General features: G+C 71.0%; 18 protein-coding genes. 5 read left to right on the forward strand and 13 right to left on the reverse strand.

Annotation, left to right across the window (positions count from 1 at the left end; all coding sequences use genetic code 11):
* Positions 1-502 precede the first annotated feature (502 nt).
* The 9 genes from tyrS to argC form a co-directional block, all read right to left on the reverse strand.
* Positions 503-1,768, reverse strand: a complete 1,266-nt coding sequence (tyrS, locus tag Mam01_RS26690; protein WP_204287972.1) for a tyrosine--tRNA ligase — start codon at positions 1,766-1,768, stop codon at positions 503-505.
* A 131-nt stretch (positions 1,769-1,899) separates the two neighbouring features.
* The gene (locus Mam01_RS26695; protein WP_150938690.1) at positions 1,900-2,583 is read right to left on the reverse strand and encodes a DNA-3-methyladenine glycosylase; all 684 of its coding nucleotides are present in this window, start codon (positions 2,581-2,583) and stop codon (positions 1,900-1,902) included.
* Positions 2,565-3,977 carry an argininosuccinate lyase gene (gene argH / locus Mam01_RS26700; protein WP_204287973.1) on the reverse strand — a complete coding sequence of 471 codons (1,413 nt, stop codon included), beginning with the start codon at positions 3,975-3,977 and terminating at the stop codon, positions 2,565-2,567. The genes Mam01_RS26695 and argH overlap by 19 nt, the downstream gene beginning before the upstream one ends.
* Before the next feature lie 252 nt (positions 3,978-4,229).
* On the reverse strand, positions 4,230-4,814 hold the full coding sequence (locus tag Mam01_RS26705; protein ID WP_150938688.1) for an arginine repressor: 585 nt from the start codon (positions 4,812-4,814) through the stop codon (positions 4,230-4,232).
* Positions 4,811-5,800, reverse strand: coding sequence for an ornithine carbamoyltransferase (argF, locus tag Mam01_RS26710; protein ID WP_204287935.1), 990 nt, complete (start codon positions 5,798-5,800; stop codon positions 4,811-4,813). Before argF ends, Mam01_RS26705 begins: the two co-directional genes overlap by 4 nt.
* Entirely contained in the window at positions 5,793-6,983 is a 1,191-nt protein-coding gene (locus Mam01_RS26715) for an acetylornithine transaminase (RefSeq protein WP_204287936.1), read from the reverse strand. The genes argF and Mam01_RS26715 overlap by 8 nt, the downstream gene beginning before the upstream one ends.
* Positions 6,980-7,972, reverse strand: a complete 993-nt coding sequence (gene argB, locus Mam01_RS26720) for an acetylglutamate kinase (RefSeq protein WP_204287937.1) — start codon at positions 7,970-7,972, stop codon at positions 6,980-6,982. The genes Mam01_RS26715 and argB overlap by 4 nt, the downstream gene beginning before the upstream one ends.
* A complete protein-coding gene (argJ, locus tag Mam01_RS26725) occupies positions 7,969-9,123 on the reverse strand; it encodes a bifunctional glutamate N-acetyltransferase/amino-acid acetyltransferase ArgJ (protein WP_150938680.1) in 1,155 nt (384 codons plus the stop codon). The genes argB and argJ overlap by 4 nt, the downstream gene beginning before the upstream one ends.
* Before the next feature lie 28 nt (positions 9,124-9,151).
* Complete coding sequence (argC, locus tag Mam01_RS26730; RefSeq protein ID WP_204287938.1) at positions 9,152-10,174, reverse strand: N-acetyl-gamma-glutamyl-phosphate reductase; 1,023 nt, start codon at positions 10,172-10,174, stop codon at positions 9,152-9,154.
* A gap of 184 nt (positions 10,175-10,358) precedes the next feature.
* On the opposite strand from argC, the gene Mam01_RS26735 reads away from it, so the two are divergent.
* Positions 10,359-12,014 carry a class I adenylate-forming enzyme family protein gene (locus Mam01_RS26735; protein WP_204287939.1) on the forward strand — a complete coding sequence of 552 codons (1,656 nt, stop codon included), beginning with the start codon at positions 10,359-10,361 and terminating at the stop codon, positions 12,012-12,014.
* Here Mam01_RS26735 and Mam01_RS26740 read toward each other — a convergent pair.
* Positions 12,011-13,195 carry a serine hydrolase domain-containing protein gene (locus tag Mam01_RS26740; protein ID WP_204287940.1) on the reverse strand — a complete coding sequence of 395 codons (1,185 nt, stop codon included), beginning with the start codon at positions 13,193-13,195 and terminating at the stop codon, positions 12,011-12,013. The genes Mam01_RS26735 and Mam01_RS26740 overlap by 4 nt on opposite strands.
* 678 nt (positions 13,196-13,873) lie before the next feature.
* On the opposite strand from Mam01_RS26740, the gene Mam01_RS26745 reads away from it, so the two are divergent.
* From Mam01_RS26745 to Mam01_RS26760, 4 genes are all read left to right on the forward strand, one after another.
* A complete protein-coding gene (locus Mam01_RS26745; protein ID WP_204287941.1) occupies positions 13,874-14,218 on the forward strand; it encodes a hypothetical protein in 345 nt (114 codons plus the stop codon).
* A gap of 453 nt (positions 14,219-14,671) precedes the next feature.
* Complete coding sequence (locus Mam01_RS36960) at positions 14,672-15,838, forward strand: polysaccharide deacetylase family protein (protein ID WP_239101639.1); 1,167 nt, start codon at positions 14,672-14,674, stop codon at positions 15,836-15,838.
* A gap of 276 nt (positions 15,839-16,114) precedes the next feature.
* The gene (locus Mam01_RS26755; RefSeq protein WP_307820133.1) at positions 16,115-16,621 is read left to right on the forward strand and encodes a Uma2 family endonuclease; all 507 of its coding nucleotides are present in this window, start codon (positions 16,115-16,117) and stop codon (positions 16,619-16,621) included.
* A 209-nt stretch (positions 16,622-16,830) separates the two neighbouring features.
* Complete coding sequence (locus tag Mam01_RS26760; RefSeq protein WP_204287942.1) at positions 16,831-20,010, forward strand: penicillin acylase family protein; 3,180 nt, start codon at positions 16,831-16,833, stop codon at positions 20,008-20,010.
* 55 nt (positions 20,011-20,065) lie between these two features.
* On the opposite strand, the gene Mam01_RS26765 is transcribed toward Mam01_RS26760, so the two are convergent.
* The 3 genes from Mam01_RS26765 to Mam01_RS26775 form a co-directional block, all read right to left on the reverse strand.
* Entirely contained in the window at positions 20,066-22,651 is a 2,586-nt protein-coding gene (locus Mam01_RS26765; protein WP_204287943.1) for a phenylalanine--tRNA ligase subunit beta, read from the reverse strand.
* Positions 22,651-23,751 carry a phenylalanine--tRNA ligase subunit alpha gene (gene pheS, locus Mam01_RS26770; RefSeq protein ID WP_204287944.1) on the reverse strand — a complete coding sequence of 367 codons (1,101 nt, stop codon included), beginning with the start codon at positions 23,749-23,751 and terminating at the stop codon, positions 22,651-22,653. The genes Mam01_RS26765 and pheS overlap by 1 nt, the downstream gene beginning before the upstream one ends.
* A gap of 107 nt (positions 23,752-23,858) precedes the next feature.
* Positions 23,859-24,953 carry a sensor histidine kinase gene (locus Mam01_RS26775; RefSeq protein ID WP_204287945.1) on the reverse strand — a complete coding sequence of 365 codons (1,095 nt, stop codon included), beginning with the start codon at positions 24,951-24,953 and terminating at the stop codon, positions 23,859-23,861.
* Positions 24,954-24,999 lie beyond the last annotated feature (46 nt).

Below are 24,999 nucleotides of genomic sequence, written 5' to 3' on the forward strand. Positions count from 1 at the left end.
GAAACCCGTAACGGGTCCCGAGATCCAGGGCGATTACTTCCGTCCGGCCGACTCTTCGCGATCACCGCATCACAGACCCGAAGCGGATCATGCGATCTCGGCCGATGCTCTTGTTAGAGTGACCTTCCCCTTTCGGGGCAACCACTCCATCTTAAACCCTCGCCCGCCTCACGTCAAACCTCTCGGTTCCGCCGTGCCGCAGACGATCCGGATCCGGCGCGAGCGCCTCGTCTGGATGGTTGTCAGAGTGGCTTGCCCGTCGGGGTCCGGCCGCCTCTCGGCGTCCCGCTCTCCCCGGGGGCGAGGAAAACATTAGGCAACGTCCGCCCGGCCGTCAAATCACGCCGAGATGGCCAAAACCCCAGGCCACACCGCAACTTCGGGCAATCACTGCCGCCAAGGCCACAAGATTGTTACCTGCGCCACAACGAACCTTGACCACGAAAGAGCCGCCCCGGACCGGGTCGGCCGGGACGGCTCCTGGTGATCGACGTACGGACGATCAGGCGACCTCGATGCCGCCGACGGTCTTCTTGCCACGGCGCAGCACGAGGAACCGGCCGTGCAGGAGGTCGTCCGCCGAGGGCACGTACTCCTCATCGGTGATCTTGGTGTTGTTGAGGTACGCGCCGCCCTCCTTCACGGCCCGGCGCGCCGCTGACTTGGACTCGACGAGCCCGCTCTGCGCGAGCAGGTCGACGTACGACGCCCCCAGGGCCGGCACGGCCGCCTTCGGCACCTCCGCGAGAGCCGACTCCAGCGTCCGGGCGTCCAGTTCCGTCAGCGAGCCCTGCCCGAACAGCGCACGCGAGGCGGCGATCACCCGGGCGAGCTCGTCGGCGCCGTGCACCAGGGTCGTCAGGTCCTCGGCCAGCGCGCGCTGCGCCGCGCGGGCCGCCGGCCGTTCCGCCACCGCCTTCTCCAGCTCCTCGATCTCCTCCCTCGTACGGAAGGTGAAGACCTTGAGGAACCGGACGACGTCGCGGTCGTCGGCGTTGAGCCAGTACTGGTAGAACGCGTACGGCGAGGTCAGCGCGGGGTCGAGCCATACGGCGCCGCCGGCCGTCTTGCCGAACTTGGTGCCGTCGGCCTTGGTGATCAGCTTGCCGGTGAGCGCGTGGACATGGGCGCTCTCCACCCGCCGGATGAGATCGACGCCGGCGATGATGTTGCCCCACTGGTCGCTGCCGCCGAGCTGGATCGTGCACCCGTGCCGGCGGTACAGCTCCAGGTAGTCGTTGGCCTGCAGGATCTGGTAGCTGAACTCGGTGTAGCTGAGCCCTTCACCGGCCAGCCGCGCGGAGACCGACTCCCTGGCGAGCATCCGGTTGACCGGGAAGTGCTTGCCGACGTCGCGCAGGAAGTCGATCGCGCTCAGCTCCGCCGTCCAGTCCAGGTTGCTGACCAGCGTGGCCGCGGTGGGCCCCTCGTCGAAGCTGAGGAACTTCTCGACCTGCACCCGGATGCGGGACACCCATTCGGCGACGATGTCGCTGGAGTTGAGCGCCCGCTCCGTGCTGCGCCCGCTCGGGTCGCCGATCAGACCCGTCGCGCCGCCGACCAGGCCGATCGGGCGGTGTCCGGCCCGCTGGAAGCGGGTCAGGATGAGCAGGGTCGCGAGGTTGCCCACATGCAGCGAGGGCGCGGTCGGGTCGAAGCCCGCATACACGGTGATCGGACCGTCGGACAGCGCCTTGCGCAGCGCGTCGATGTCGGTGGTCTGCGCGAGCACGTCGCGCCACTCGAGTTCGTCGAGGATGTCACCCATCTCCGACGTCGGCACGAGATTGCCTGAAGTTACGGTCACGGTCGTGGCTTTCGCTTATCGATGGTGGGTGTACGGGCTTCCGTACAAGCCTGCCTGATCACGGAACCCTATCGCCACTTGATAGCGACGCGTCAGCGTGCCGTTCGGCCACGGTGCCGGGGTACGTGCGCGCGGTAGGGAGACACGGTGGGGTCACCGTCGATCCAGAACCTCCAGGGCGTGTCGGCGCCGGCGGACACACCGGTGCGCGGACCCGTCCTCACCTGGGCGGGCGGCACCGGCCGGCCCTCGTGCACCTGGATGGGGCCACCCGAGCAGCAGTCCGTCCCGTTGTGCTCCCTGACCAGGCCGAGGGCCACCGTGAGCCGGGCCGGTCCCCTGGCGAGGTCCCGGTCGGGGACCCGGCGCGCCAGGCCCTCCATACCGGGGCCGTCGGCGTGCGGCATGCGGCGGATGCGGGCGGTGTGCACGCCCGCGACCACCTCGCCCGCCCGTAACAGGACGGCCGAGCCGGTGCCCGCAGGCATGCACACGAGGTTGGCGCAGTAGTGCATCCCGTACGTGAAGTAGACGTAGAGATGCCCCGGCTCCCCGAACATGACGGCGTTGCGCGGTGTGCGCCCCCGGTAGGTGTGGGAGGCCGGGTCCTGCCCCGGGCCGCCGTACGCCTCGACCTCGCTCAGCCGGACCGCCACCGACCCGTGCACGACCACCCGGCCGAGCAGATCGGGGGCGACCACCTCCGAAGGGCGGTCGAAGAAGTCGCGGCCGAGCGGCTCGCCCGCGACGTCGTCGATCAGTTCTCGTTCGCCCATGCCGCCTGGCCGTCGACGATCTCCCGGAGATTCGCGACCTGGTCGCGGACCCGGTCGGGCGCGGTGCCGCCGAGGGCGCTGCGGGCGGCCAGCGCGCCGTGCACGTTCAGCACGTCGCGGACGCTCGCGCCCGTCTCGTCCACCGCGAAGTGCGGCGAGACCTTCGCCAGCTCCTCGTCCGTCAGCTCGCCGAGGTCCTTGTCGTTCACCTGGCACCACACCACCAGGTGGCCGACGGCCTCATGCGCGTCCCGGAACGGGACGCCGCGGCGGACCAGCAGTTCGGCGAGGTCGGTCGCCAGCGCGAACCCGTCGGGCGCGCTGGTCTCCAGCTTGGCCTTGTTGACCCGCATCGTGGCGATCATGCCCGACACGGCCGGGAGCACCAGGAGCAGGGTGTCGACGGCGTCAAAGACCGGCTCCTTGTCCTCCTGGAGGTCGCGGTTGTAGGTGAGCGGCAGGCCCTTCAGCGTCGTCAGCAGCGACATCAGCGCGCCGATCAGGCGGCCGCTCTTGCCCCTGGCCAGCTCGGCGACGTCGGGGTTCTTCTTCTGCGGCATGATCGAGGACCCGGTGGAGTAGGCGTCGTCCACCTCGATCCACCGGAACTCCTGCGAGGCCCACAGCACGACTTCCTCGCCGAGCCGGGAGATGTGCACGCCGATCATGGCCGCGCAGAACAGGAACTCGGCGGCGAAGTCACGGTCGGCGACGGCGTCCATCGAGTTCGGCGCGGGGGCGTCGAACCCGAGCTCGGCGGCAACCGCGGCGGGGTCGAGCGGCAGCGAGGACCCGGCCAGCGCGCCGGAGCCCAGCGGCGAGACCGCCGCGCGCCTGTCCCAGTCCCGCAGCCGGTCCACGTCGCGGGTCAGCGGGTGGACGTGGGCGAGAAGCTGGTGCCCGAACGACACCGGCTGGGCGTGCTGCAGGTGCGTCATGCCGGGCGCCGCGACGTCGGCGTTCTCCTCGGCCTGGCTGATCAGCGCGGTCTCCAGTTCGACCAGCCGGGAGACGATCGTGCGGACGTGGTCGCGCAGGTAGAGGCGCAGGTCGGTGGCGACCTGGTCGTTCCGGCTGCGGCCGGCCCGGAGCTTGCCGCCCAGCGAGCCGAGCCGCTCCAGCAGGCCGCGCTCCAGCGCGGTGTGCACGTCCTCGTCGGCGACCGTGGGACGGAACTCCCCCTTGCGGCAGGCCCGGTCGAGATCGTCGAGCGCGCCCAGCATGCGGTCGAGCTCCTCCTGCGTCAGCAGGCCGGCGCGGTGCAGCACGCGTGCGTGCGCGCGTGAAGCCAGCAGATCGTACGGCGCGAGCCGCCAGTCGAACTGCACACTCACCGACAGGCGCGTGAGGGCGTCCGCGGGTCCCCCCTCGAACCTGCCACCCCAGAGCCGCATCGGCTTGTTGTCCGCCACCGTGTTCTCCCTCCGAATTCCGAATCTCTGCCGACAAAGGTGACCGCGTGCGTTTGCGCAGAAGCCCTCGTACGGAGATCTCACGCCATTCCGGTCGTCCCTGGGACGAGCCCTCGGCACGTTTCTCCATTTGGATCCTCGCGTCGAATCCTCGTATCGGATCCTCGTGCGACTAATCCGCGACCTTAGCCGACGGACTGCCCGGTCCCCGCACACGGCCCGGGCCACGCGGGGTCACGCTTCGTCGTCTCCATGCGCGTGATCATGGAGGTCGGCGGTGAGCTTGTGCCTGGTCACGTCAGGCGTCCTTCGGGTGGCCAGACTGAGCAGGGACTCCGCCAGCGCCTGCCCTCCCGTAGGGCTCCTGCTGATCACGAGGATCGTGTCGTCACCGGCCACCGTGCCGAGGATCGAGTCCCAGCCCGCGTGGTCGACGGCCGAGGCGAGGAACTGGGCCGCTCCCGGAGGCGTGCGGAGGATCACCAGGTTGGCGGACGCCTCCGCCGACACCAGGAGTTCCTCGGCGATCCTGCGCAGGCGCGCGTCGGGATTCTCGGTGAAGCCGTTGGCGACGCCGGCCCGATAGATCGGGATCCGGCCGCCGCCCTCACCGGGCAGCGCGTAGACCAGAGTGCCGTCGTCGGCCCGCAGCTTGAGCGCGCCGAGCTCGTCGAGATCGCGGGACAGCGTGGCCTGGGTCACCTCCACTCCCTGCTCGGCCAGCAGCCTGGCCAGCTCGGGCTGCGAGCGGACCTTGTGCCGGGTCAGCAGCTCGACGATCCGGGCGTGCCGGGCCGCCTTGGTGAGCGGGATGCTCACAATCCCTCCGCGCTCCGCGTCACGAGCCAGTGCAGCAACGCCTTCTGCGCGTGCAGCCGGTTCTCCGCCTGGTCCCACACGACGCTGCGCGGTCCGTCGATGACGTCGGCGGCGATCTCCAGCCCCCGGTACGCCGGCAGGCAGTGCAGCACGATCGCGTCGGCGTCGGCCAGGGCGAGCAGGGCGGTGTTCACCTGGTAGGGCGTGAACGCCGCCACCCGCTCGTCCTTGCCGTCCTGACCCATCGAGACCCAGGTGTCGGTGGCGATCACATGCGCCCCGGCCGCGGCCGCCTCGGGATCGCTGAGCGCCACGACCGATCCCCCGGTGGCTGCCGCGATCTCGGCCGCCCGGTCCAGCACCGCGGCGTCGGGCAGGTAACCCGCGGGCGCCCCGATCCGGACGTGCATCCCGGCCGTGGCGCAGCCCAGGAGGTAGGAGTGCGCCATGTTGTTGGCGCCGTCGCCCAGGTAGGCGAGCGTCAGCCCGGCGGCCGTGCCCTTGTGCTCCCGGATCGTCTGCAGGTCGGCGAGGATCTGGCAGGGGTGGAACTCGTCGGTCAGCGAGTTCACCACCGGCACCGACGAGTAGGCCGCCATCGTCTCGATGCGCTCCTGGCCTCCCGTGCGCCAGACGATCGCCGCGACCTGCCGCGACAGGACCCGCGCGGTGTCCTCGACGGGCTCGCCGCGTCCCATCTGCGAGGTGCCGCCATCCATGATCAGCGGTAGCCCGCCCAGCTCTGCCACGCCCACCGAGAACGAGGCGCGGGTCCGGGTCGACGGTTTGTCGAAGAGGAGAGCGACTGCCCGGGGGCCTTCGAACGGCCGGTAACCGAACCGGTCCTTCTTCATCGCCTCGGCGAGGTCGAGCACCTGCGCCTGCTCCTGGGGGGACAGGTCGTCGTCGCGGAGGAAATGCCGAACCCGCGCCGCGGTGGCGTCAGGCGCCGGGTTCGCGGCGGTGTCGATCAGGGTGTCAGGCATCGGCGGCCTCCAGGATGCCGGGCAGCGCGTCGAGGAAGACCCGCGCGTCGGACTCGGTGATCACAAGCGGCGGCGCGAGCCGGACCGCGTCGGGCTGCAGGGCGTTGACCAGGAAGCCGGCTTCCTGGGCCGCGGCCTGCACCTGTGCCGACCTGGGGGCGGTCAGCACGGCGGCGAGCCACAGTCCGCGCCCTCTGACGCCCTTGAGCAGCGGGTGCCGCACGGCGGCGATGCCCTCCGAGAGGAGCGCTCCCACACGCACCGCGTTGCCGAGCAGGCCGTCACGCTCGATGGTGCCGAGCACCGCCAGCGCCGCCGCGCACGAGACCGGGTTGCCGCCGAAGGTCGAGCCGTGGTCTCCCTTGGCGAAGACCTCACCGGCCTCTCCCAGGCCGATGCAGGCCCCGATCGGCATGCCCCCGCCGAGCCCCTTGGCCAGCGTCACGATGTCGGGGACGACTCCCTCCGCCTGGTGGGCGAACCAGTGTCCGGTGCGGCCGATGGCCGACTGGATCTCGTCGGCGACCAGGAGGGCGCCGGTGGCGGAGCAGATCTCCCTGGCCGCGCGGAAGTAGCCCTCGGGCGGCGGGACGACCCCGGCCTCGCCCTGCGTGGGCTCCAGGAAGACCGCGGCGCAGTCGTCGGTCACGGCGTTCTTGAGCGCGTCCGCGTCGCCGTACGGAACGAACCGCACGTCAAGCGGGAACGGGCCGAACTGGTCGCGGATCGACTGCTTGCCGGTGAGTGACAGCGCGCCGAGCGTGCGGCCGTGGAAGCCGTTCTCGGCCGCCACCATGTAGCCGCGGCCATGCGTCCGGCCGTACTTGATGGCGATCTTCAGCGCGGCCTCGTTGGCCTCGGTGCCGGAGTTGGCGAGGAAGACCCGGGCCGGCTCCCCGAGCAGGGTGCGCAGCCTCTCGGCGAGCAGCACCTCCTGCTCGTGCAGGAACAGGTTCGAGGTGTGGGCGAGCGTGGCGACCTGCCGCGACACCGCTTCGACCAGGGCCGGGTGGCCGTGCCCGAGCGAGCTCACCGCGATGCCGCCGATCAGGTCGAGGTAGCGGCACCCGTCCACGTCCCAGACGGCGCAGCCCTCGCCACGCGCCAGGGCGACGGGCGGCACCCCGTAGTTGTGCATGAACGCCGACGCGAAACGTCCGCGCAGTTCGTCGTTGCCGGTCACCTGGCATCTCCTCCGCTCACGACACCGCTCACGACACCGTCCGCGACCTCCGCGGGGCTCCGGCCGTCCGTCTCCGGGTCCGCGTCCGGCTCGACCATCGTGCCGATCCCCTCGTCGGTGAAGACCTCCAGCAGCAGGGCGTGCGGCACCCGCCCGTCGAGCACGTGCGCCTGCGGGACGCCGCCGCGCACGGCCGTCAGGCACGCCTCCATCTTCGGCACCATCCCGCTGGACAGCGAGGGCAGCAGCGCGGCGAGCTCCGAGGCGGTGATCCGGCTGACGACCTCCAGGCCCGAGCCTGGCTCCTCGCCATCGCCTGGAGGCTGCCAGTCCGCGTACAACCCCTCGACATCGGTCAGGACGATCAGCTTGGACGCCTTGAGCGCGACGGCGAGCGCCGCGGCCGCGGTGTCGGCGTTGACGTTGTATATCCCGCCGTCTTCACCGCGTGCCACCGAGGACACCACCGGGATGCGCCCGTCGTCCAGGAGTGCCCGCACGGCTCCCGCCTCGACGCGGACGATCTCCCCCACCTGCCCGATGTCGACTTTGACGCCGTCAACCGTCACGTGCTTGCGCTCGGCCGTGAACAGGTGGGCGTCCTCGCCGGACATCCCGACCGCGAACGGACCGTGTCCGTTGATCAGCCCGACGACGTCGCGGTTGACCTGCCCCACGAGGACCATCCGGACGACCTGCATGGCCTCGGGGGTGGTCACCCGCAGACCGGACACGAAGTGGCTGTCGATCCCGAGCAGGTCGAGGTGCGACTGGATCTGCGGCCCGCCGCCGTGCACGATGACCGGCCGCAGGCCCGCGTAACGCAGGAAGACCACGTCGGCGGCGAACTTCGCCCGCAGGTGCTCCTTGGTCATCGCGTTCCCGCCGTACTTGATGACGACGGTCGCGCCGTGGAAGCGGGAGAGCCAGGGCAGGGCCTCGATCAGCGTGTGCGCCTTGTCCAGGGCGCCGTTGCGTCGGACGCTCATGACGAGTACGCCGAGTTCTCGTGCACGTAGGCCGCCGTGAGGTCGGTGGTGTGCACGGTCGCGCTGTGCGGCCCGGCCGACAGGTCGATCGTGATGGTCACGTCGCGCGGACGCAGGTCCACCTTCGAGCGGTCGTCACCCGCCGCGCCTCCCCTGCAGATCCAGATGCCGTTGACGGCCACGTTGACCCGCTCGGCCTCGAAGACCGCATCGGTGGTGCCGACCGCGCTGACCACCCGGCCCCAGTTGGGGTCCTCTCCGTGGATCGCGCACTTCAGCAGGTTCGAGCGGGCCACGGCCCGGCCCACCGCCACCGCGTCGTCCTCCGACGCCGCGCCGACGACCTCGATGGCGATCGCCTTGGTGGCGCCCTCGGCGTCCACCAGAAGCTGCCGGGACAGGTCGGCGCAGACGGCCGTGACGACCTTCTCGAACTCGGCGAGGTCGGGGCGCACGCCGGACGCGCCGCTGGCGAGCAGCAGCACGGTGTCGTTGGTGGACATGCAGCCGTCGGTGTCGAGCCGGTCGAACGTCACCGACGTCGCCTTGCGCAGCACCGTGTCGAGTTCCTCGGACGTGAGATCGGCGTCGGTGGTCAGCACGCACAGCATGGTGGCCAGGCCGGGCGCGAGCATCCCCGCGCCCTTGGCCATGCCGCCCACCATGTAGCCCCCCTCGCCACGCCGGAAGGAGATCTTGCTGACGGTGTCGGTGGTCCGGATCGCGTCGGCCGCGGCCAGCCCGCCGTCCCGGCTGAGCTGGGCCGCCGCGGTTCCCACGCCGCCGAGCAGCGCGTCGAGCGGGAGCCTCTCGCCGATCAGCCCGGTCGAGCACACCGCGATCTCGGCGGCGGAGTCGCCGAGGACCTCGGCCGCCTTCTCGGCGGTGGCGTGGGTGTCCTGGAAGCCCAGCGGGCCGGTGCAGGCGTTGGCGCCGCCGGAGTTCAGCACGACCGCCCTGACCCGTCCGCCGTCGAGAACCTGGGCGGACCACAGGACCGGCGCGGCCTTGAACCGGTTGATGGTGAAGACCCCTGCCGCGGCCCGCGAGGGGCCGTCGTTCACGACCAGGGCGAGGTCGCGGGCGCCGCCGCTCTTGATCCCGGCGACGACCCCGGCGGCACGGAAGCCCAGGGGTGCGGTGACACTCATGCACGCTCCTCGGAAGGGAAGATCTTGCTCACGGGGCGACTCCATTGGTGGGAAGGCCGAGTTCTTCCGGAAGACCCAGCGCGAGGTTGGCGCTCTGGATCGCGCCGCCCGCGGTGCCCTTGGTGAGGTTGTCGATGGCGATGACGGCCACGATCCGCCCGGCCCGCTGGTCCAGGGCGACCTGCAGGACCGCGGTGTTCGCCCCGACCGTCATCGCCGTCGCCGGCCACACGCCCTCGGGCAGGAGGTGGAGGAACGGCTCGTCCTTGACCGCCGCCTCGTACGCCTCGCGCACGGCGGCGGGGGTCGTCCCGGAGATGGCGGTAGCCGTACAGGTGGCGAGGATTCCGCGGCTCATGGGCGCGAGGGTCGGCGTGAACGACACCCGGACGGGTCGTCCGGCGACCGCCGACAGGTTCTGCTCCATCTCCGGCGTGTGCCGGTGGACCCCGCCGACTCCGTACGCGCCGACTGAGCCCATGACCTCGCTGCCGAGCAGGTTGGCCTTGGGCGCGCGCCCCGCCCCGGAGGTGCCGCTGGCCGCGACCACCACCACGTCGGGCTCGGCGAGCCCGGCCGCGAAGGCGGGGAACAGCGCCAGGGTCGCGGCGGTCGGATAGCAGCCGGGCACGGCGATCCGCCGGGCGCCCCGCAGGACCTCCCGCAGGCCGGGCAGTTCGGGAAGGCCGTAGGGCCAGGTGCCGGCGTGGACGCCTCCGTAGAAAGCCGTCCACTCCTCCGCGCTGGCCAGCCGGAAGTCGGCGCCGCAGTCGACGACCAGCGTGCCGTCGCCGAGTTCGGCCGCGACGGCGGCCGACTGACCGTGCGGCAGCGCCAGGAAGACCACATCGTGCCCGGCCAGCGCCTGCGGGGTAGTCTGCTCGATGACCCGGTCGGCGAGGGACGGCAGGTGGGGCTGGTGCGCACCCAGTCTCGATCCGGCGCTGGACGCCGCGGTGAGCGCGCCGATCTCGACGGCGGGGTGGCCCAGCAGCAGGCGGAGCAGCTCTCCCCCCGCGTATCCGCTCGCTCCGGCGATCGCCGCCCTCATCGGCCCCCCAGACTCCTCTGCATGGCTATGCAGACAACCTCATGTTCTTGCTTGTGTAGAGAGTATGCACCGCCGGGCATGGGCATGCAAGCGGCGTTTCGCGAGGTGGACACCTGGCGGCCATACCTACCGGTCGGTATCGTGAAACCTCCGGTTAACGTATTCATCCGGGAGCACCTCCATCATGACGATCACGCATGAACAGGTCCAGGCCCAGCTCACCGCCCCCGGTCAGCTCTTCGAGATGGAGGAGATCGAGGTCGGCGGCGGCAGGATCCGGGCGTGGAAGCACGCCCCCGCGACCTTCCGCGCGCTCCTGGAGATCACCCGGTTCCACGGGGACAAGGTGTTCGTCGTCTACGAGGACGAGCGGATCACCTACGAGGAGCACTTCCGGCTGGTCGCGACCCTCGCCAACCGGCTCGTGGACGACTACGGCGTGCGCGCCGGCGACCGCGTCGCCCTCGCCATGCGCAACTACCCCGAATGGATCGTCTCCTTCTCCGCCGTGCTCGCCGCCGGCGCGGTGGCCGTACCGCTGAACGCCTGGTGGACCGAGCAGGAACTGGAGTACGCCCTCGGCGACTCGGGCGCGAAACTGGTGATCGCCGACGGCGAGCGCGCCGCGCGCATGTCCGGCAGCGGCCTGCCCGTGATCGTCGCACGTGGTGAGGGCGCCAACTGGGCCGGCGTCCTCGGCGAGGTCCGCGCCGACGTGACCCTGCCCCCGGTCGACCTCCGCCCCGACGACCCGGCGACCATCTTCTACACCTCCGGCACGACCGGCAGGCCCAAGGGCGCGCTCGGCAGCCACCGCAACCTCGGCCAGGCGCCGATGACCGTGGCGTACGCCATGATGCGCACCGTGGCCCTGGCGGGCAGGGACGTCTCCTCGGCGGCCGGCAAGCGCAGGATCACCCTGCTCACCGTGCCGCTCTTCCACGTCACCGGGTGCTTCGCCGTACTGATGACCACGATGTTCAGCGGCGGCGGGCTCGTGCTGATGTACAGGTGGGACCCCAAGCGGGCCCTGGAGCTCATCGAACGCGAGCGGGTCACCATCCTGAGCGGCGTCCCGACCAACGCGTGGCAGCTGCTGTCCCATCCGGGCCTGGACGGGCACGACATCTCGTCGCTCGGCTCGATCTCGTACGGAGGGGCGCCCGCGCCGCCCAAGCTGCTGGAACGGATCACCGAGACACTTCCCGAGCGCACGCCCGCGAACGGGTACGGCATGACCGAGACCACCGCGCCGGCCATCTACAACAGCGGCCGGGACTACCTGGCCAAGCCCGGCAGCATCGGCCGCCCGCTCGCGGTGGTGGACGTGAGGATCTGCGACCCGTACGGCGCGGAACTGCCGCCCGGCGAGGTCGGCGAGCTGTGCGTGCGCGGGCCGATCGTGATCAGCGGCTACTGGAACCGCCCGGACGCCACCGCCGAGACGTTCGTGGACGGCTGGCTGCACACCGGCGACCTGGCCCGCGTCGACGAGGACGGCTTCGTCTACATCGTCGACCGGGCCAAGGACATGGTCATCCGCGGTGGCGAGAACGTCTACTGCGCCGAGGTCGAGGCCGCCCTGTTCGAGCATCCGGCGGTGGACGACGTGGCCGTGATCGGCGTACCCGACGACGAGATGGGTGAGCAGGTCGGCGCGGTGGTCCGGCTGAAGCGGGGCGCCGAGGCCGGCGGCGAGGAACTGCGCGACTTCCTGCGCGACCGGATCGCGGCGTTCAAGGTGCCGTCGCGGTTCTGGTTCAGGGAGGCCGAACTGCCGCGCAACCCCGGCGGCAAGGTGCTCAAGACCCGCCTGCGCAAGGAGACCCTGGGACTCTAGCTGGGCCTCTGGCTGGGCCTCGGCGTCGCCGGGCAGAACTCGGCGACGTTGGCCGCCGTGGTGAGCTCCGCCTGGTTCACGGTGTCGCCGTTCAGGTCGAAGGACAGGGTGTGGCGGCCGTCCCGGGTGCCCGCCATCCAGGTGAGCGAACCGAAGATGGTGCCGCCGTGTCCGTACACCGTGACCCCGCAGGGCAGGGTGACCATCATGAGGCCGAGCCCGTAGCGGTACGGGCCGGGTCCGTGGAAGACGTCCGACTTCGGCGTCGGGGTGAGCATCTGCTCCAGCAGCGCCGCCGGCAGCAGGCGCCCGGAGAGCAGCGCCGCGTCGAACCGGCTCAGGTCGCCGACAGTGGAGATCATCTCACCGGCGGCCCCGGCCCAGGACGGGTTGAACCGCGAGAGGCGGTCCTTGCTGTACGCGTGGATGAAGGGCGCGCGGACGTCCGGCGAGGTGCCGGGGAAGTAGGTCTCCCGCAGGCCCAGCGGGCGCAGGACGCGCCGGGTGATCTCCTCCGCGTACGGGTGCCCGGTCACCCGGCGGACGATCATCCCGAGCAGGGTGTAGTTGGTGTTCGAGTACTCCCAGGACGTCCCGGGCGGGAACACCGGCGGATGGCTCAGCGCGTAGCCCACCAACTGGCGTGGCGTGAAGCCCGTCAGCGGGTCATGGTCGAGTGCCTCCGGCACGCGGCGGTCCTTCGTGTAGTTGAACAGCCCGCTCGTGTGGTTGAGCAGCATCCGCACGGTGACCGCCCGCCCGTCGTTGCCGTTGCCGGTGACGAGCCCCGGCAGCCACCGCTCGACCGTGTCGTCCAGCCGTAGGCGGCCCTCGGCGACCAGTTGCAGGACGACGGTGGCGACGAAGGTCTTGGTCGTGCTGCCGACGCGGAACCGCATGTCGGCGCGGGGCCGCTCGCGGGTCCGCGTGTCCGCCAGGCCCCGCGCGACCGTCTCCGTACGGCCGGCCTTCGACACCTCGGCCAGCGCGCCGGGAGAGCCCTCGCGGACCGCCCGGTCGAGCACGGCCCCCAGCTCCGACCCCGGGACGCTGCCGGCGACGGACGCCACGGGCGCCCGCGGTCCCGGCTCGGCCACGGGCGCGGGAGCAGCGGCTCCGAGGATCAGAACCGAGGCCGTCAGCGAGCGAAGCGCCTTCGTCCCGCACGAGATGAGGCCCATGCCGACTCCTTCCGGCCAGGGCCGGCGCATCCGTCCGGACGCGCCGGCGACCCGCAGGATGAGCATTCCCCGCAGAGGGCCGGCGCAGCGTACGGAGACCTCCCGCGACCGCGGGATCTACCGCCTGGCGAAGACGGGAGTCGTCACCTGTGCCGCCCCAAGGACGAGCCGCGGCAGATGAGGTTCTCAGTCCCGTGGCAAGGACAGCCTGATCTGTCTCGATGCTGGTGACGTTGGCGTCCCCGAGGCGATGAGCCGGCAGCCCGCCGTCCATCCCGTACCGGTGCCGATCTCCAGGACTTCGTCGCCCTCGTACGGGTCGAGCAGATTCAGATCAGATATCCCGGCCCGCCGCCCGGGGAGTGTAGAGAGCGGTCACCCTGAATGGTTGACCATGGTTGGACACGGTGACCGTCTGCTGACGACCGTCGTCGAGGACGTCCAAGGCCAAAGAGAACGAACAAGAGTGCCTCAGGGTGGAGGCGTAGATCAGAAATGCTATATCCTCGTCTCGCTTCAGGGAGATGCTCCTGAGCGAGAAATAGTCTCCCCTGGGATCAAAGCCCTTCAGCATTTGAGCACGCGGCCGAGGCCTGTCTAAATCGAAGTACAGCCGAGTGATCTCGTCCGAGGCCCCGCTGCAGAAGGAACAGGCGAGGCCATGGGCGTAAGGGTCAGATGCGGGGCGACGGAAGCCAGGTTCCTCGACGACGAAGGGGGCGGCTGACTGACGGTGGCGCAACCGCCGCAGGAGAAGAGGAACCGGACAACGCGTTCTGGATCGCCCATGTGATGAGCCCGGCTACCACAGTCGCCGCGATCGTGGTGCCGGTCCATTTGATGACGGCCGGGCGTTTCAACCAGTTGACGGTTCTCGTCCAACGACCGGCCGACGACGGGCGTGAGTCCATCCGCATGCTCCCGATCCGACGCCATGACCGCCGCACGGTATCACACGCTTTTAGGAGAAATCCGCAGCCCTATCAGGATTACATCATTTCGGCATCCTCGCCGAGGCATTGACATCAGAGACAATGACCGTATGAGCATTGACACACCCCCTGTAGGACAAGAGCGGCACCGTGTTTGATTTCACCCATATCGACTATGTCTTTTCACGCTTGGGCGCCGGGCAGGTTGTTGTGCGTCGCGCTGCGGCCGACCTCACGGCGGCGGTGCCGTCGCCGGCGTCCCGGCAGCGCGACGGGAGGACCGCCGAGCATGCGCTCACCCATCAGCGGAGCGGAAGGCATCCACGGCGACGTGAAAAGTTCATCGGAGTTCCAGCAGCTCAAGCCTGGTCTGATCGACATCTGACTGAAACATTTCTGGCCAGTCTTTGACATGTTTCGGTGATGGTTTCCAGAATGAGGCCTCGGCGAACCCCCGGGGCCGGGCGTCGCTCCCCACCCAGGACACCGCGCCGCCCGGCCCGCCACCGTGCCCGATCACAGGGTTCCGACTTGAGGAGCAAAGATGGCCGACAGCGCCGTGCCCGTCGTCAGACGTCCCGGTTTACGCAAGTCCCTCGCCGCCGCGCTCGCGAGCGTCGCCGCCGCGGCACTGGCGACCGTGGCCCTGTCCCCGACCGCGGCCAACGCCGCCGACTGCAGCGCCGGATACGTCGGCCTCACCTACGACGACGGACCCAACCCCAGCAACACCACCAACCTGCTCAACACCCTCAAAGCCAACGGCCTGCGCGCCACCATGTTCAACATCGGGCAGAACGCGCAGAACAACCCCTCACTCGTGAGGGCGCAGGTCGACGCCGGGATGTGGGTGGGCAACCACAGCTACACCCATCCGCACCTCACCCAGCAGAGCAGCTCCCAGATCCAGTCGGAACTCCAGCGGACCCAGCAGGCCATCCAGCAGGCCACCGGAACCGCACCCAAGCTGTTCCGGCCCCCGTACGGCGAGACCAACAACACCCTCAAGTCCGTCGAACAGCAGCTCGGCCTCCGGGAGATCATCTGGGACGTCGACTCCCAGGACTGGAACGGCGCCAGCACCTCCCAGATCGTCCAGGCCGCCGGCCGTCTCCAGAACGGCCAGATCATCCTCATGCACGACCAGTACTCCACCACCGTCGCCGCCATCTCCCAGATCGCCGCCAACCTCCGCAGCCGCAACCTCTGCGCCGGCATGATCTCCCCCAGCACCGGACGCGCCGTCGCCCCCGACGGCAGCGGCCCGGGTTCCCCGTCTCCGTCGATCCCGCCGCAGTCCCCCAGCGCGACCCCCACCTCCGGTGGTGGCAGTGGGGCGATCAAGGGCGTGGCCTCCGGCCGGTGCCTGGACGTGCCCAACGCCAGCCAGAGTGACGGCACGCAGGTGCAGCTGTACGACTGCAACGGCCAGAGCAACCAGACCTGGTCGTCCTCGTCCTCCGGCGAGATCCGGGTCTACGGCAGCAAGTGCCTCGACGCCGGCGGCACCGGCAACGGCGCCGTCGTACAGATCTACTCCTGCCACGGCGGCGACAACCAGAAGTGGCGGGTGAACTCCGACGGCAGCATCCAGGGCGTCCAGTCCGGGTTGTGCCTCGACGCCGCCGGAGCCGGCACGGGCAACGGCACCAAGCTCCAGCTCTACAGCTGCCACGGCGGCACCAACCAGAAGTGGACCTGGACCAGGTAGTCCGCCTGGGCTGACCACCGGGAACGGTGCGGCGCTCTCCGGGAGCGCCGCACCTTCTTGCTGTCCGGGTGTGCTCCGCGACCGCGGTGCCGTCATGGAAAGCCCGCGTTCCGGCAGGGGACAGCGGGGGGAACACTTCGCGTGACGCTCACGCGTTGCTACCGTGAGTGCATGACGGCTGAGGTGTGGAGCCAAGTACCCATGAGCGGTCTATGTGGCGTCCCGCGCTGGGTCTTCCCTCCCCCGGAAGGATTTCGGGCCACCGACCTCGATCACATGCCGCAACTCCCTGCGCACACAGAGTTGATTGACGGAAGCTTGGTCTTCGTGAGATCCCGAGCTTCCTTCCACACACTGATGTTGTTCCTCCTGGAGCGGGAACTGCGCCGTTACGTCCCCTCTCAGCTACGCGTACGTCGCGACATGAGCGTCGTTCTCGGAACTCGCCAGAGGCCCGAGCCCGACATGGTGATCATTCGCGCGGAGGCGGTGCAGGGAACAGGCGAGACCGCCTATCAGGCCGGCGATGTGATCCTGGTTGTGGAGGTCGTCTCGCCCGAGTCCGAGGAGCGGGACCGCAAGCGTAAGCCGCAGCTCTACGCAGAGGCGGGGATCGCGCACTTCTGGCGCATCGAGAACCAGTCCGGGCGGCCCACGGTCTACGTGTACGAACTCGATCCCGCCACCGCCGCGTACGCGCTGACCGGGATCTACCACGACCGGCTCAAGGTGTCGGTGCCCTTCGACGCCGACATCGACCTCGCCGAGATCGACGAGCTGTAGGCCCCGGCCCTCCCCCATCGCGACGCGCGCCGGCACGGGCGCGCATTGACTGCGATCGGCAGGTTCTGCCACGATCGCGGCAAAGTTGGCATTGCTCCTCTGGTTACCCCCGCGTATCGTCCAGAGTTGAGCCCGACTCACGTTCACGCGCGTGACAGCACCACCCTGCCGTCCCTTCACCCCCTGACACCGCGAAGGGAAGTTCCCCCATGCACGCGCGCCTTCGACGGGCGATCACCGCTGCCGTCGCGCTGGCCCTCGTCGCCGTCGGCCTGCCGGCGACGACGGCCGTAGCCGCCCCCTACTATCCGCCTGACGACTACTGCCTGGGCCAGTGCGCGGACATCCTGCCGCCCGGGCAGAACGGCAACGCCACGCTCGTGGACATCCTGGGCAACCAGACTCTGGGCACCTACCCGGCCCACAGCAGGGACCAGCTCGGCAGGTACGCCGACCTGATCTCCGGCTACACCGGGCTGACCGACGAGCAGATCTCCGCGTTCTTCGGCGACAGCGGCTTCGGCGTGCCGGCGAACCAGGTCGAGAGCACGGTCAGCCCGCGATCGGACGTCACGATCGTCCGGGACAAGGCCACCGGCGTGCCGCACGTCACCGGCACCACCCGCGAGGGCACGATGTTCGGCGCCGGATACGCCGGGGCCCAGGACCGCCTGTGGCTCATGGACCTCATGCGGCACGTCGGCCGGGGCGAGCTGACGCCGTTCGCCGGGGGCGCGGCGGGCAACCGGGAGCTTGAGCAGAGCGTCTGGCGCAACTCCCCCTACACCGAGGCCGACCTCCAGGCCCAGATCGACCGGCTGCGGACCTCCGGCGGCCGCGGCGCCCAGCTCTACACCGACGTGCAGAACTACATCGCCGGGATCAACGCCTACATCGACCGCTGCATGTCCGCGCGCAACTGCCCGGGCGAGTACGTCCTCACCGGCCACCTCGACGCGATCACGAACGCGGGAGGCCCGAAGTACTTCACGACGACCGACCTGGTCGCCGTCTCCGGGGTCATCGGCGGCCTGTTCGGCGGGGGCGGCGGCGCGGAGATGCGGTCCGCCCTCGTACGGGTGGCCGCGCGGGCGAAGTTCGGCGCCACCGAGGGCGACCGGGCCTGGGCGGCCTTCCGTTCCCAGAACGACCCGGAGACCGTGCTCACGCTGCACGACGGGCAGAGCTTCCCCTCCGGCACGGCGCCGTCCGGCGCCACCGGCGTCGTGCTGCCCGATGCGGGCACGGCGGCCCCCGTCGACGTAACGGCGAACGAGACCGGCAGCGCGACCTCCCCCACGACGGCGGTCACGAGCGCGCTGACCGGGCTGACCGTGGACAACTCCCGGCCCGGCATGTCGAACGCGCTCGTGGTCTCGGCCGCCAAGGCGACCGGCGGCCACCCGATCGCCGTGTTCGGCCCGCAGACCGGCTACTTCGCGCCGCAACTGCTCATGCTGGAGGAGCTGTCCGGCCCCGGCATCCGGGCGCGGGGGGCGGCGTTCGCCGGGCTCAACCTCTACGTGCTGCTCGGCCGCGGCACCGACTACGCCTGGAGCGCCACGTCGGCCGCCGAGGACATCACCGACACGTACGCGGTGACGCTGTGCGACCCGAACGGCGGCACGCCCACGCTGTCGTCGGACCACTACCTCTACCACGGCACCTGCACCGCAATGGAGACGCTGAAGAAGACCAACTCCTGGAAGCCGAACACGGCCGACTCCACCGCCGCCGGTTCCTACGACCTCGTCATCAAGCGGACCAAGTACGGCCTGGTGACCTGGCGGGGGATGGCCGGCGGCGTGCCGACGGCGTTCACGGCGCTGCGCTCGACCTACCAGCACGAGACGGACTCCGCGATCGGCTTCCAGATGTTCAACGACCCGGCCGAGATGGGCTCGCCGGCGGCCTTCACGAACTCGGCGTCCAAGATCGGCTTTGCCTTCAACTGGTTCTACGTGAACTCCGCCGACACGGCGTACTTCATGTCCGGCAACGTCCCGGTGCGCTCGGCGGTGTCCGATCCGAACCTGCCGATGGCGGGCGACGCGGCACACGAGTGGAGCGGCTTCGACCCGGCGGCCAACACGGCGACTTACACGCCGCCCTCTGCCCACCCCCAGGGCGTCAACCAGGACTACTTCGTGAGCTGGAACAACAAGCAGGCCAAGGACTACGGCGCGGCCGACGGCAACTTCAGCTTCGGTCCGGTGCACCGCGCCGACCTGCTCGACGCGCCGCTCCGGGCCGCCCTGTCCGCGGGCCCGGTCGACCGGGCGGGGGTGGTGAAGATCATGGCCTCGGCCGCCGTCACCGACCTGCGCGGGTGGAAGGTGCTGCCGAAACTGCTCCGGGTGATCGGCAGCGCGTCCGTGTCCGATCCCGCCCTGGCCTCCGCCGTCACCAAGCTGTCGGCCTGGGCCGACGCGGGCGCCCGGCGGCAGGAGACCGCCAAGGGGAGCAAGACGTACGCGCACGCCGACGCTATTCGGATATTCGACGCATGGTGGCCGAAGCTGGTGCGGGCGCAGTTCCGGCCGGGCCTCGGTGACGGGCTCTACGAGTCGCTGACCGGGGCGCTGCAGATCAACGAGTCGCCGTCCGGGCACCAGCAGGGCGACGTCTCCACGCTGCCCGGGTCGGCCAACGAGTCGCAGCCGCACAAGGGCTCGGCGTTCCAGTACGGCTGGTGGGGTTACGTCGACAAGGACATCCGGGCCGTGCTGGGCGATCCGGTGAGCGCTCCCCTGCCGGCGAAGTACTGCGGCGCGACCGTGGCGGCCTGCCGTACGGTCCTGCTGGACAGCCTGTCGGCCGCGCTGGCCGAACCGGCGGCGACGACCTACCCCGGTGACGACTCCTGCTCCGCCGGAGACCAGTGGTGCGCCGACGCTATTCGGCAGTCGCCGCTCGGCGGGATCAAGCAGTCGCTGATCTCCTGGCAGAACCGGCCGACCTACCAGCAGGTGGTCTCGTTCCCGGCGCACCGGGGCGACGACGTGAGCGACCTCGCGCTGGGCCGTACGGCGAGCGCCTCGAGCACCGAGGGCTCGAACGCGCCCGGGCGGGCGGTGGACGGAGACCCGGCGACCCGGTGGGCCAGTGGATGGAGCAACAACCAGTACATTCAGGTCGATCTCGGCTCGGCGAGGACCGTGCGGCGGGTCATCCTGCGCTGGGAGTCGGCCTACGGCTCGTCGTACCGGATCGAGACGTCGCCCGACGGCGCCGCGTGGACCACCGCCGCGCAGACGACCACCGGCGACGGCGGCGTGGACACCGTGACGTTCGCCCCGGTCGGCGCGCGGTACGTGCGCATGCAGGGGGTCAAACGCGCCACCCTCTTCGGCTACTCGCTGTACTCCTTCGAGGTGTACGGGAGGTGACGCGCCCGCGGGCGAGCGCCGGCGACAGACCGGCGCCCGCCCGCGATCGTGCTCGTCAGGCGCCGCGGAGGTGGGCTCCGGTGCGCTCGGCCGCGAGGGCGACGGCGGCGTCCCGCGCCGCCGTGGTCTCCTCGGCCGTGAGCGTGCGGTCCGGCGCCCGGAACCGCAGCGTGTAGGCCAGGGACTTGTTGCCCTCGCCCACCTGCGGCCCGGTGTAGACGTCGAACAGCCTGATCGACTCCAGCAGGCCGCCCGCGCCCTCGCGCAGGGCTGCCGCCACCTCCGCGACCGGGGTCGCGGCGGGAACGGTCAGCGCGACGTCCTGGGTCGCCACCGGGTAGGCGGACACGGGAGGCGTCTGCACCGGCCCGGCGGGCCGCAGCAGCGACAGCTCCAGCTCCATCGCGCACGTGCGCGGCGGCAGGCCGTACGCCTCGATCACCCGGGGATGCAGCTCACCGGCGTGACCGGCGAGCACCTGCTCCCCGGTCTCCGGGTCCGGCACGGTCAGCGCGGCGCAGCGCCCGGGGTGCCAGGGCTCGTGCCGGTCGGCCCGTACGGCGAGCTCGACGCCGGCCGCCCGCGCGACCGTGCGGGCCGCCTCGACGGCGTCCGCCCAGGTCGCCTGCCTGCCCTCACCCCACCAGCCGGAGCGGTGGAACTCCCCGGCGAGCACCACGGCCACCCGGAACGGCTGCCGCGGCAGCGCGCTCTCGATCGCCGCCAGGTCCTCCTCGGAGGGCCGGTGATCGACCGGGAGGATCGGGGCCGTCGCGGGCGCGTCCGGAGCGGGCCGGTAGACCAGCCCCGACTCGAAGAGCGCCACGTCGGCGAACCCACGGCCCACGTTGCGCACCAGCGTCTTCAGCAGACCCGGCAGCAGCGTGGTCCGCATGTACGGCTCGTCCTCGCTGAGCGGGTTGACCAGCCGGGTCGTCCGCCTGCGCGGGTCCTGCTCCGGCAGCAGGAGGTTGTCGAGGTCGCGCGGGCCCATGAACGGATAGGCGAGCACCTCGACGTATCCCGCGTGGGCCAGGGCCCGGCCGACGCGGCGGCGCTGCCGCTGCTCCTCGGTCAGCCCGCCGCCGGCGGGGGCGGGCGGCAGCACCGACGGGATGCGGTCGTAGCCTTCGAGCCGGATGACCTCCTCCGCGAGGTCGTTCGGGTCGGTGAGGTCGGGCCGCCAGCTCGGCGGGGTGACCGTGATCAGGTCCTCGCCCTGGACGGTCAGCTTCCCGGCGAGGTCGCCCGAGGCGAGCACCCCGGTCGCGGCGACGCCCTGGCCGCCGCTCGGGCCGCCGCTCTGGGGGGAGGCGGCGGCGCCCTCGGTCACCACGCAGCCGACCTGCTCCAGCCGGCGGATCACCGTCTCCCGCCCGTAGGTCACGCCCGCGACGCGGTCGGGATGGCCGGCCGGGATCGTGATCCGCACCGGGGCGACGTCCACCTGCGCGTGCGTCACGCCGGGGTCGGCGACGGCCCCGCCCAGCTCGGCCAGGAGCCGGACGGCGCGCCAGGACGCTGCCAGCGGCAGCTCCCGGTCGACGCCGCGCTCGAACCGCTTGGACGCCTCGCTCACCAGGTTGTGCCGCCGCGACTCCCGGGCGATGCCGGTGGCGGAGAAGTGGGCCGCCTCGATCACGATGTCGGTCGAGGTCTCGGAGATCTCCGTGTGCAGGCCGCCCATCGTGCCCGCCATCGAGATCGGGCCCGAGTCGTCGGTGATGAGGATGTCCTCCTGGTGGAGCGTCCGCACGACGTGGTCGAGCGTCTCCAGCGTCTCCCCCGGACGGGCCCGCCGTACGACGATCGGGCCGGACAGGCGCGACCGGTCGAAGGCGTGCAGGGGCTGGCCGAGCTCCAGCATCACGTAGTTGGTGACGTCGACGGCCAGCGACACCGAGCGCATGCCGGCGCGGGCCAGCCGCACCCGCATCCACAGCGGCGACTCGGCGGCGGGGTCGAACCCGGTCGCCGAGCGCAGCACGAACCGGTCGCAGGCGGTCGGGTCGCCGATCGACGCCGGCCAGGACTCGCCGTCGCCGTCCGGCGTCTCGATCGCGGCGGGGTCGCGGAACGGCACGCCGAAGGCGGTCGCCGCCTCGCGGGCGACGCCCCGGATCGACAGGGCGTATCCCCGGTCGGTCGCGACCTCCAGTTCGAGCACGTCGTCACGCAGGCCGAGCAGCTCGACGACGTCCGCGCCGATCGGGGTGTCCTGCGGCAGCAGCAGGATGCCCGGGGACGACTCGGCGACGCCGAGCTCGGCCTCCGAGCAGATCATGCCGTCCGACAGCCGCCCGTACGTCTTGCGGGACCCGATCTCGAAACCGCCGGGCAGCACGGCGCCGGGCAGCGCGACCGGGACCACCGCGCCCTCGGAGAAGTTCGTCGCGCCGCAGACGATCTCGCGCGGCGTGGCCTCGCCGACCTCGACCCGGCAGTGCCGGATGGGCTTCTTGAACCCGGTCAGCTCCTCGATCTCGAGGACCCGGCCGACCACGATGTTCTTGATCTCGTGGCCGTGCGAGTGGATGGCCTCAAGCTTGAGGCCGGCGGCGGTGAGCCGGTCGGCCACCTCCTGCGCGGTGACCGCGGGGAGATCGACGTACTCCCGCAGCCATGAAAGCGGGACCTTCATCAGACCTCCATCCCGAACGGCAGGGTGAACCGGACGTCGCCCTCGACCATGTCACGCATGTCCTCGGCGTTGTGGCGGAACATCAGCGTCCGCTCCACGCCCATGCCGAAGGCGAACCCGGAGTAGACGGCGGGGTCGGCGCCGCAGGCGATCAGCACGCGCGGGTTGACCATCCCGCAGCCGCCCCACTCGATCCAGCCCTCCGACTTGCAGGTGCGGCAGGGCGGGTTGCCCGGCACCGCGGAGGAGCCCCGGCAGACGAAGCAGCGCAGGTCGAGCTCGGCCGACGGCTCGGTGAACGGGAAGTAGTGCGGCCGGAAGCGGGTCGTGATGCCGGCGCCGAACATCACCTCGGCGAACCGGTCGAGCGTGCCCTTCAGGTGGGCCATCGTCAGACCCTTGTCGACCGCCAGGCCCTCGACCTGGTGGAAGACCGGAGTGTGCGTGGCGTCGAGCTCGTCGGTGCGGAAGGTCTTGCCCGGCGACACCACGTACACGGGCAGCGGGCGCGACAGCAGGGCCCTGATCTGCACCGGCGAGGTCTGGGTGCGCAGGACCTTCCCCGAGTCGACGCTCTCCACGAAGAACGTGTCGTGATCGGACCTCGCGGGGTGGTCGGGCGCGATGTTCAGCGCGTCGAAGTTGAACCACTCGCCTTCGAGCTCGGGCCCCTCGGCCACCTCGTAACCCATCGCGACGAAGGCGTCGGCGATGCGCTCCTGCAGGGTGGTCAGCGGGTGGCGGGCGCCGCGCGGCGCGTGGTCCCACGGCAGCGTGACGTCGACGGTCTCCTCGATGAGGACCCGCGCGTCGCGCTCGGCCTCCAGCTCGGCCTGACGGGCGGCCAGCGCCTCGCCGATCGCCTTGCGCGCGGCGCCGATCCGCTTGCCCGCCTCTGCGCGGGCGGCGGGCGGGAGCGCGCCGATCTCACGGTTGGCCAGCGCGATCGGCGAGCGGTCGCCCGCGTGCGCCAGCCTGGCCTGCTTCAGGTCGTCGAGGTCGCGCGCCGCCGCTACGGCGGCGAGGGCGTCCGCCTGTGCCCGCGCGACCTCGTCGGCGTGCAGCGGCGTCACCTCGACCGGGTCATAGGTGTTCGACAAGAGAGAGCTCCGTATCCAGGGGCCTGCGAGCGCCCTGCGCTCAGCGTGGTCAGTTTAGTCCGATCAGCCCACCGGGCCGTCCTCCGCGCGAGGGCCTGTGGAAAAGCTCAGGCGAAGTCGGGGGTGCCGGTGGGCAAGGTAAATCGGAACTCGGCGCCGCCGCCGGGCGCGCGCTGCACGCTGATCGTGCCGCCGTGGGCCTCGACGAGACCCTTGACGATGAACAGGCCGAGGCCGGTGCCGCCGCGGCGGCGGCCGTTGCCCCGCCAGAACTGGCGGAAGACGCGGCCGACCAGCTCGGGCGCCACGCCCTCGCCCTGGTCCCGCACCGACACCGCCACACCCCACTCGACCGGCTCCACCACTACGGTCACGGTACCGCGTCCGTGGCGCACCGCGTTCTCCACCAGGTTGCCGAGAACCTGGTCGATCTTGTCCTGGTCGAGCCACGTCTCGGGCAGCTCGCCGAGGACCTCCAGCCGGAAACGGTCCTCCGGCTCTCCCGCCGCCACCCGGCCGGCGATGATCCGGCGCGCCCGGGCCGGCACGTCCACGACCTGCCGGTGGATCTCCAACCGGCCCGACTCGATCCGCGAGACGTCGAGGAGCTCCGTGATCAGCCGCGTCACCCGGTCGGCGTCCGCGTTGACCGTCTCCAGCATGACGAGCTTCTGCGCGTCGGTGAGCCGCTCCCACTTCGCCAGCAGAGTCGCGGTGAACCCCTTGACGCTGGTCAGCGGAGAGCGCAGCTCGTGCGCGACCGTGGACACCAGGTCGGCGCGGCTGCGTTCGACCCGTGCGCGCGCCGACGCGTCGCGCAGCGTGATGACGACCCGCCGCACCTCGCCGCCGCGCTCCGGCTCCCGGACGAAGCGCGCGGCGACCAGCAGTTCCTGCCGCCCGGGCAGGTGCAGCGGCCGTTCGGGCTGGCGGCTGCGGGTGCACAGCCCGCCGTGCGGGTCGAGCCACTTCCACCAGTCGCGGCCGTCCTGGTCGCGCAGCGGCAGGACGTCACCGATGAGCCGGCCCACCGCCGCCCGCCGGGTCACCCCGGTCAGCCGCTCCGCCGCCCGGTTGACCATCAGGATCACCCCGTCGGGATCGGTGGCGACGAGGCCGTCGGGAAGGTCGTCGACGTCGATGCGCGCCCGCCCTCCGGCGTCCCCTTCAGGGGTGCCGCCGGGGGTGTCGTCACCTCGCACGAGACCGCCTCCTGAAGCTCCGGAACTGCGCGCGCCGCCCCTTCCC

This window comes from Microbispora amethystogenes (assembly GCF_016863015.1).
GTDB lineage: Bacteria > Actinomycetota > Actinomycetes > Streptosporangiales > Streptosporangiaceae > Microbispora > Microbispora amethystogenes.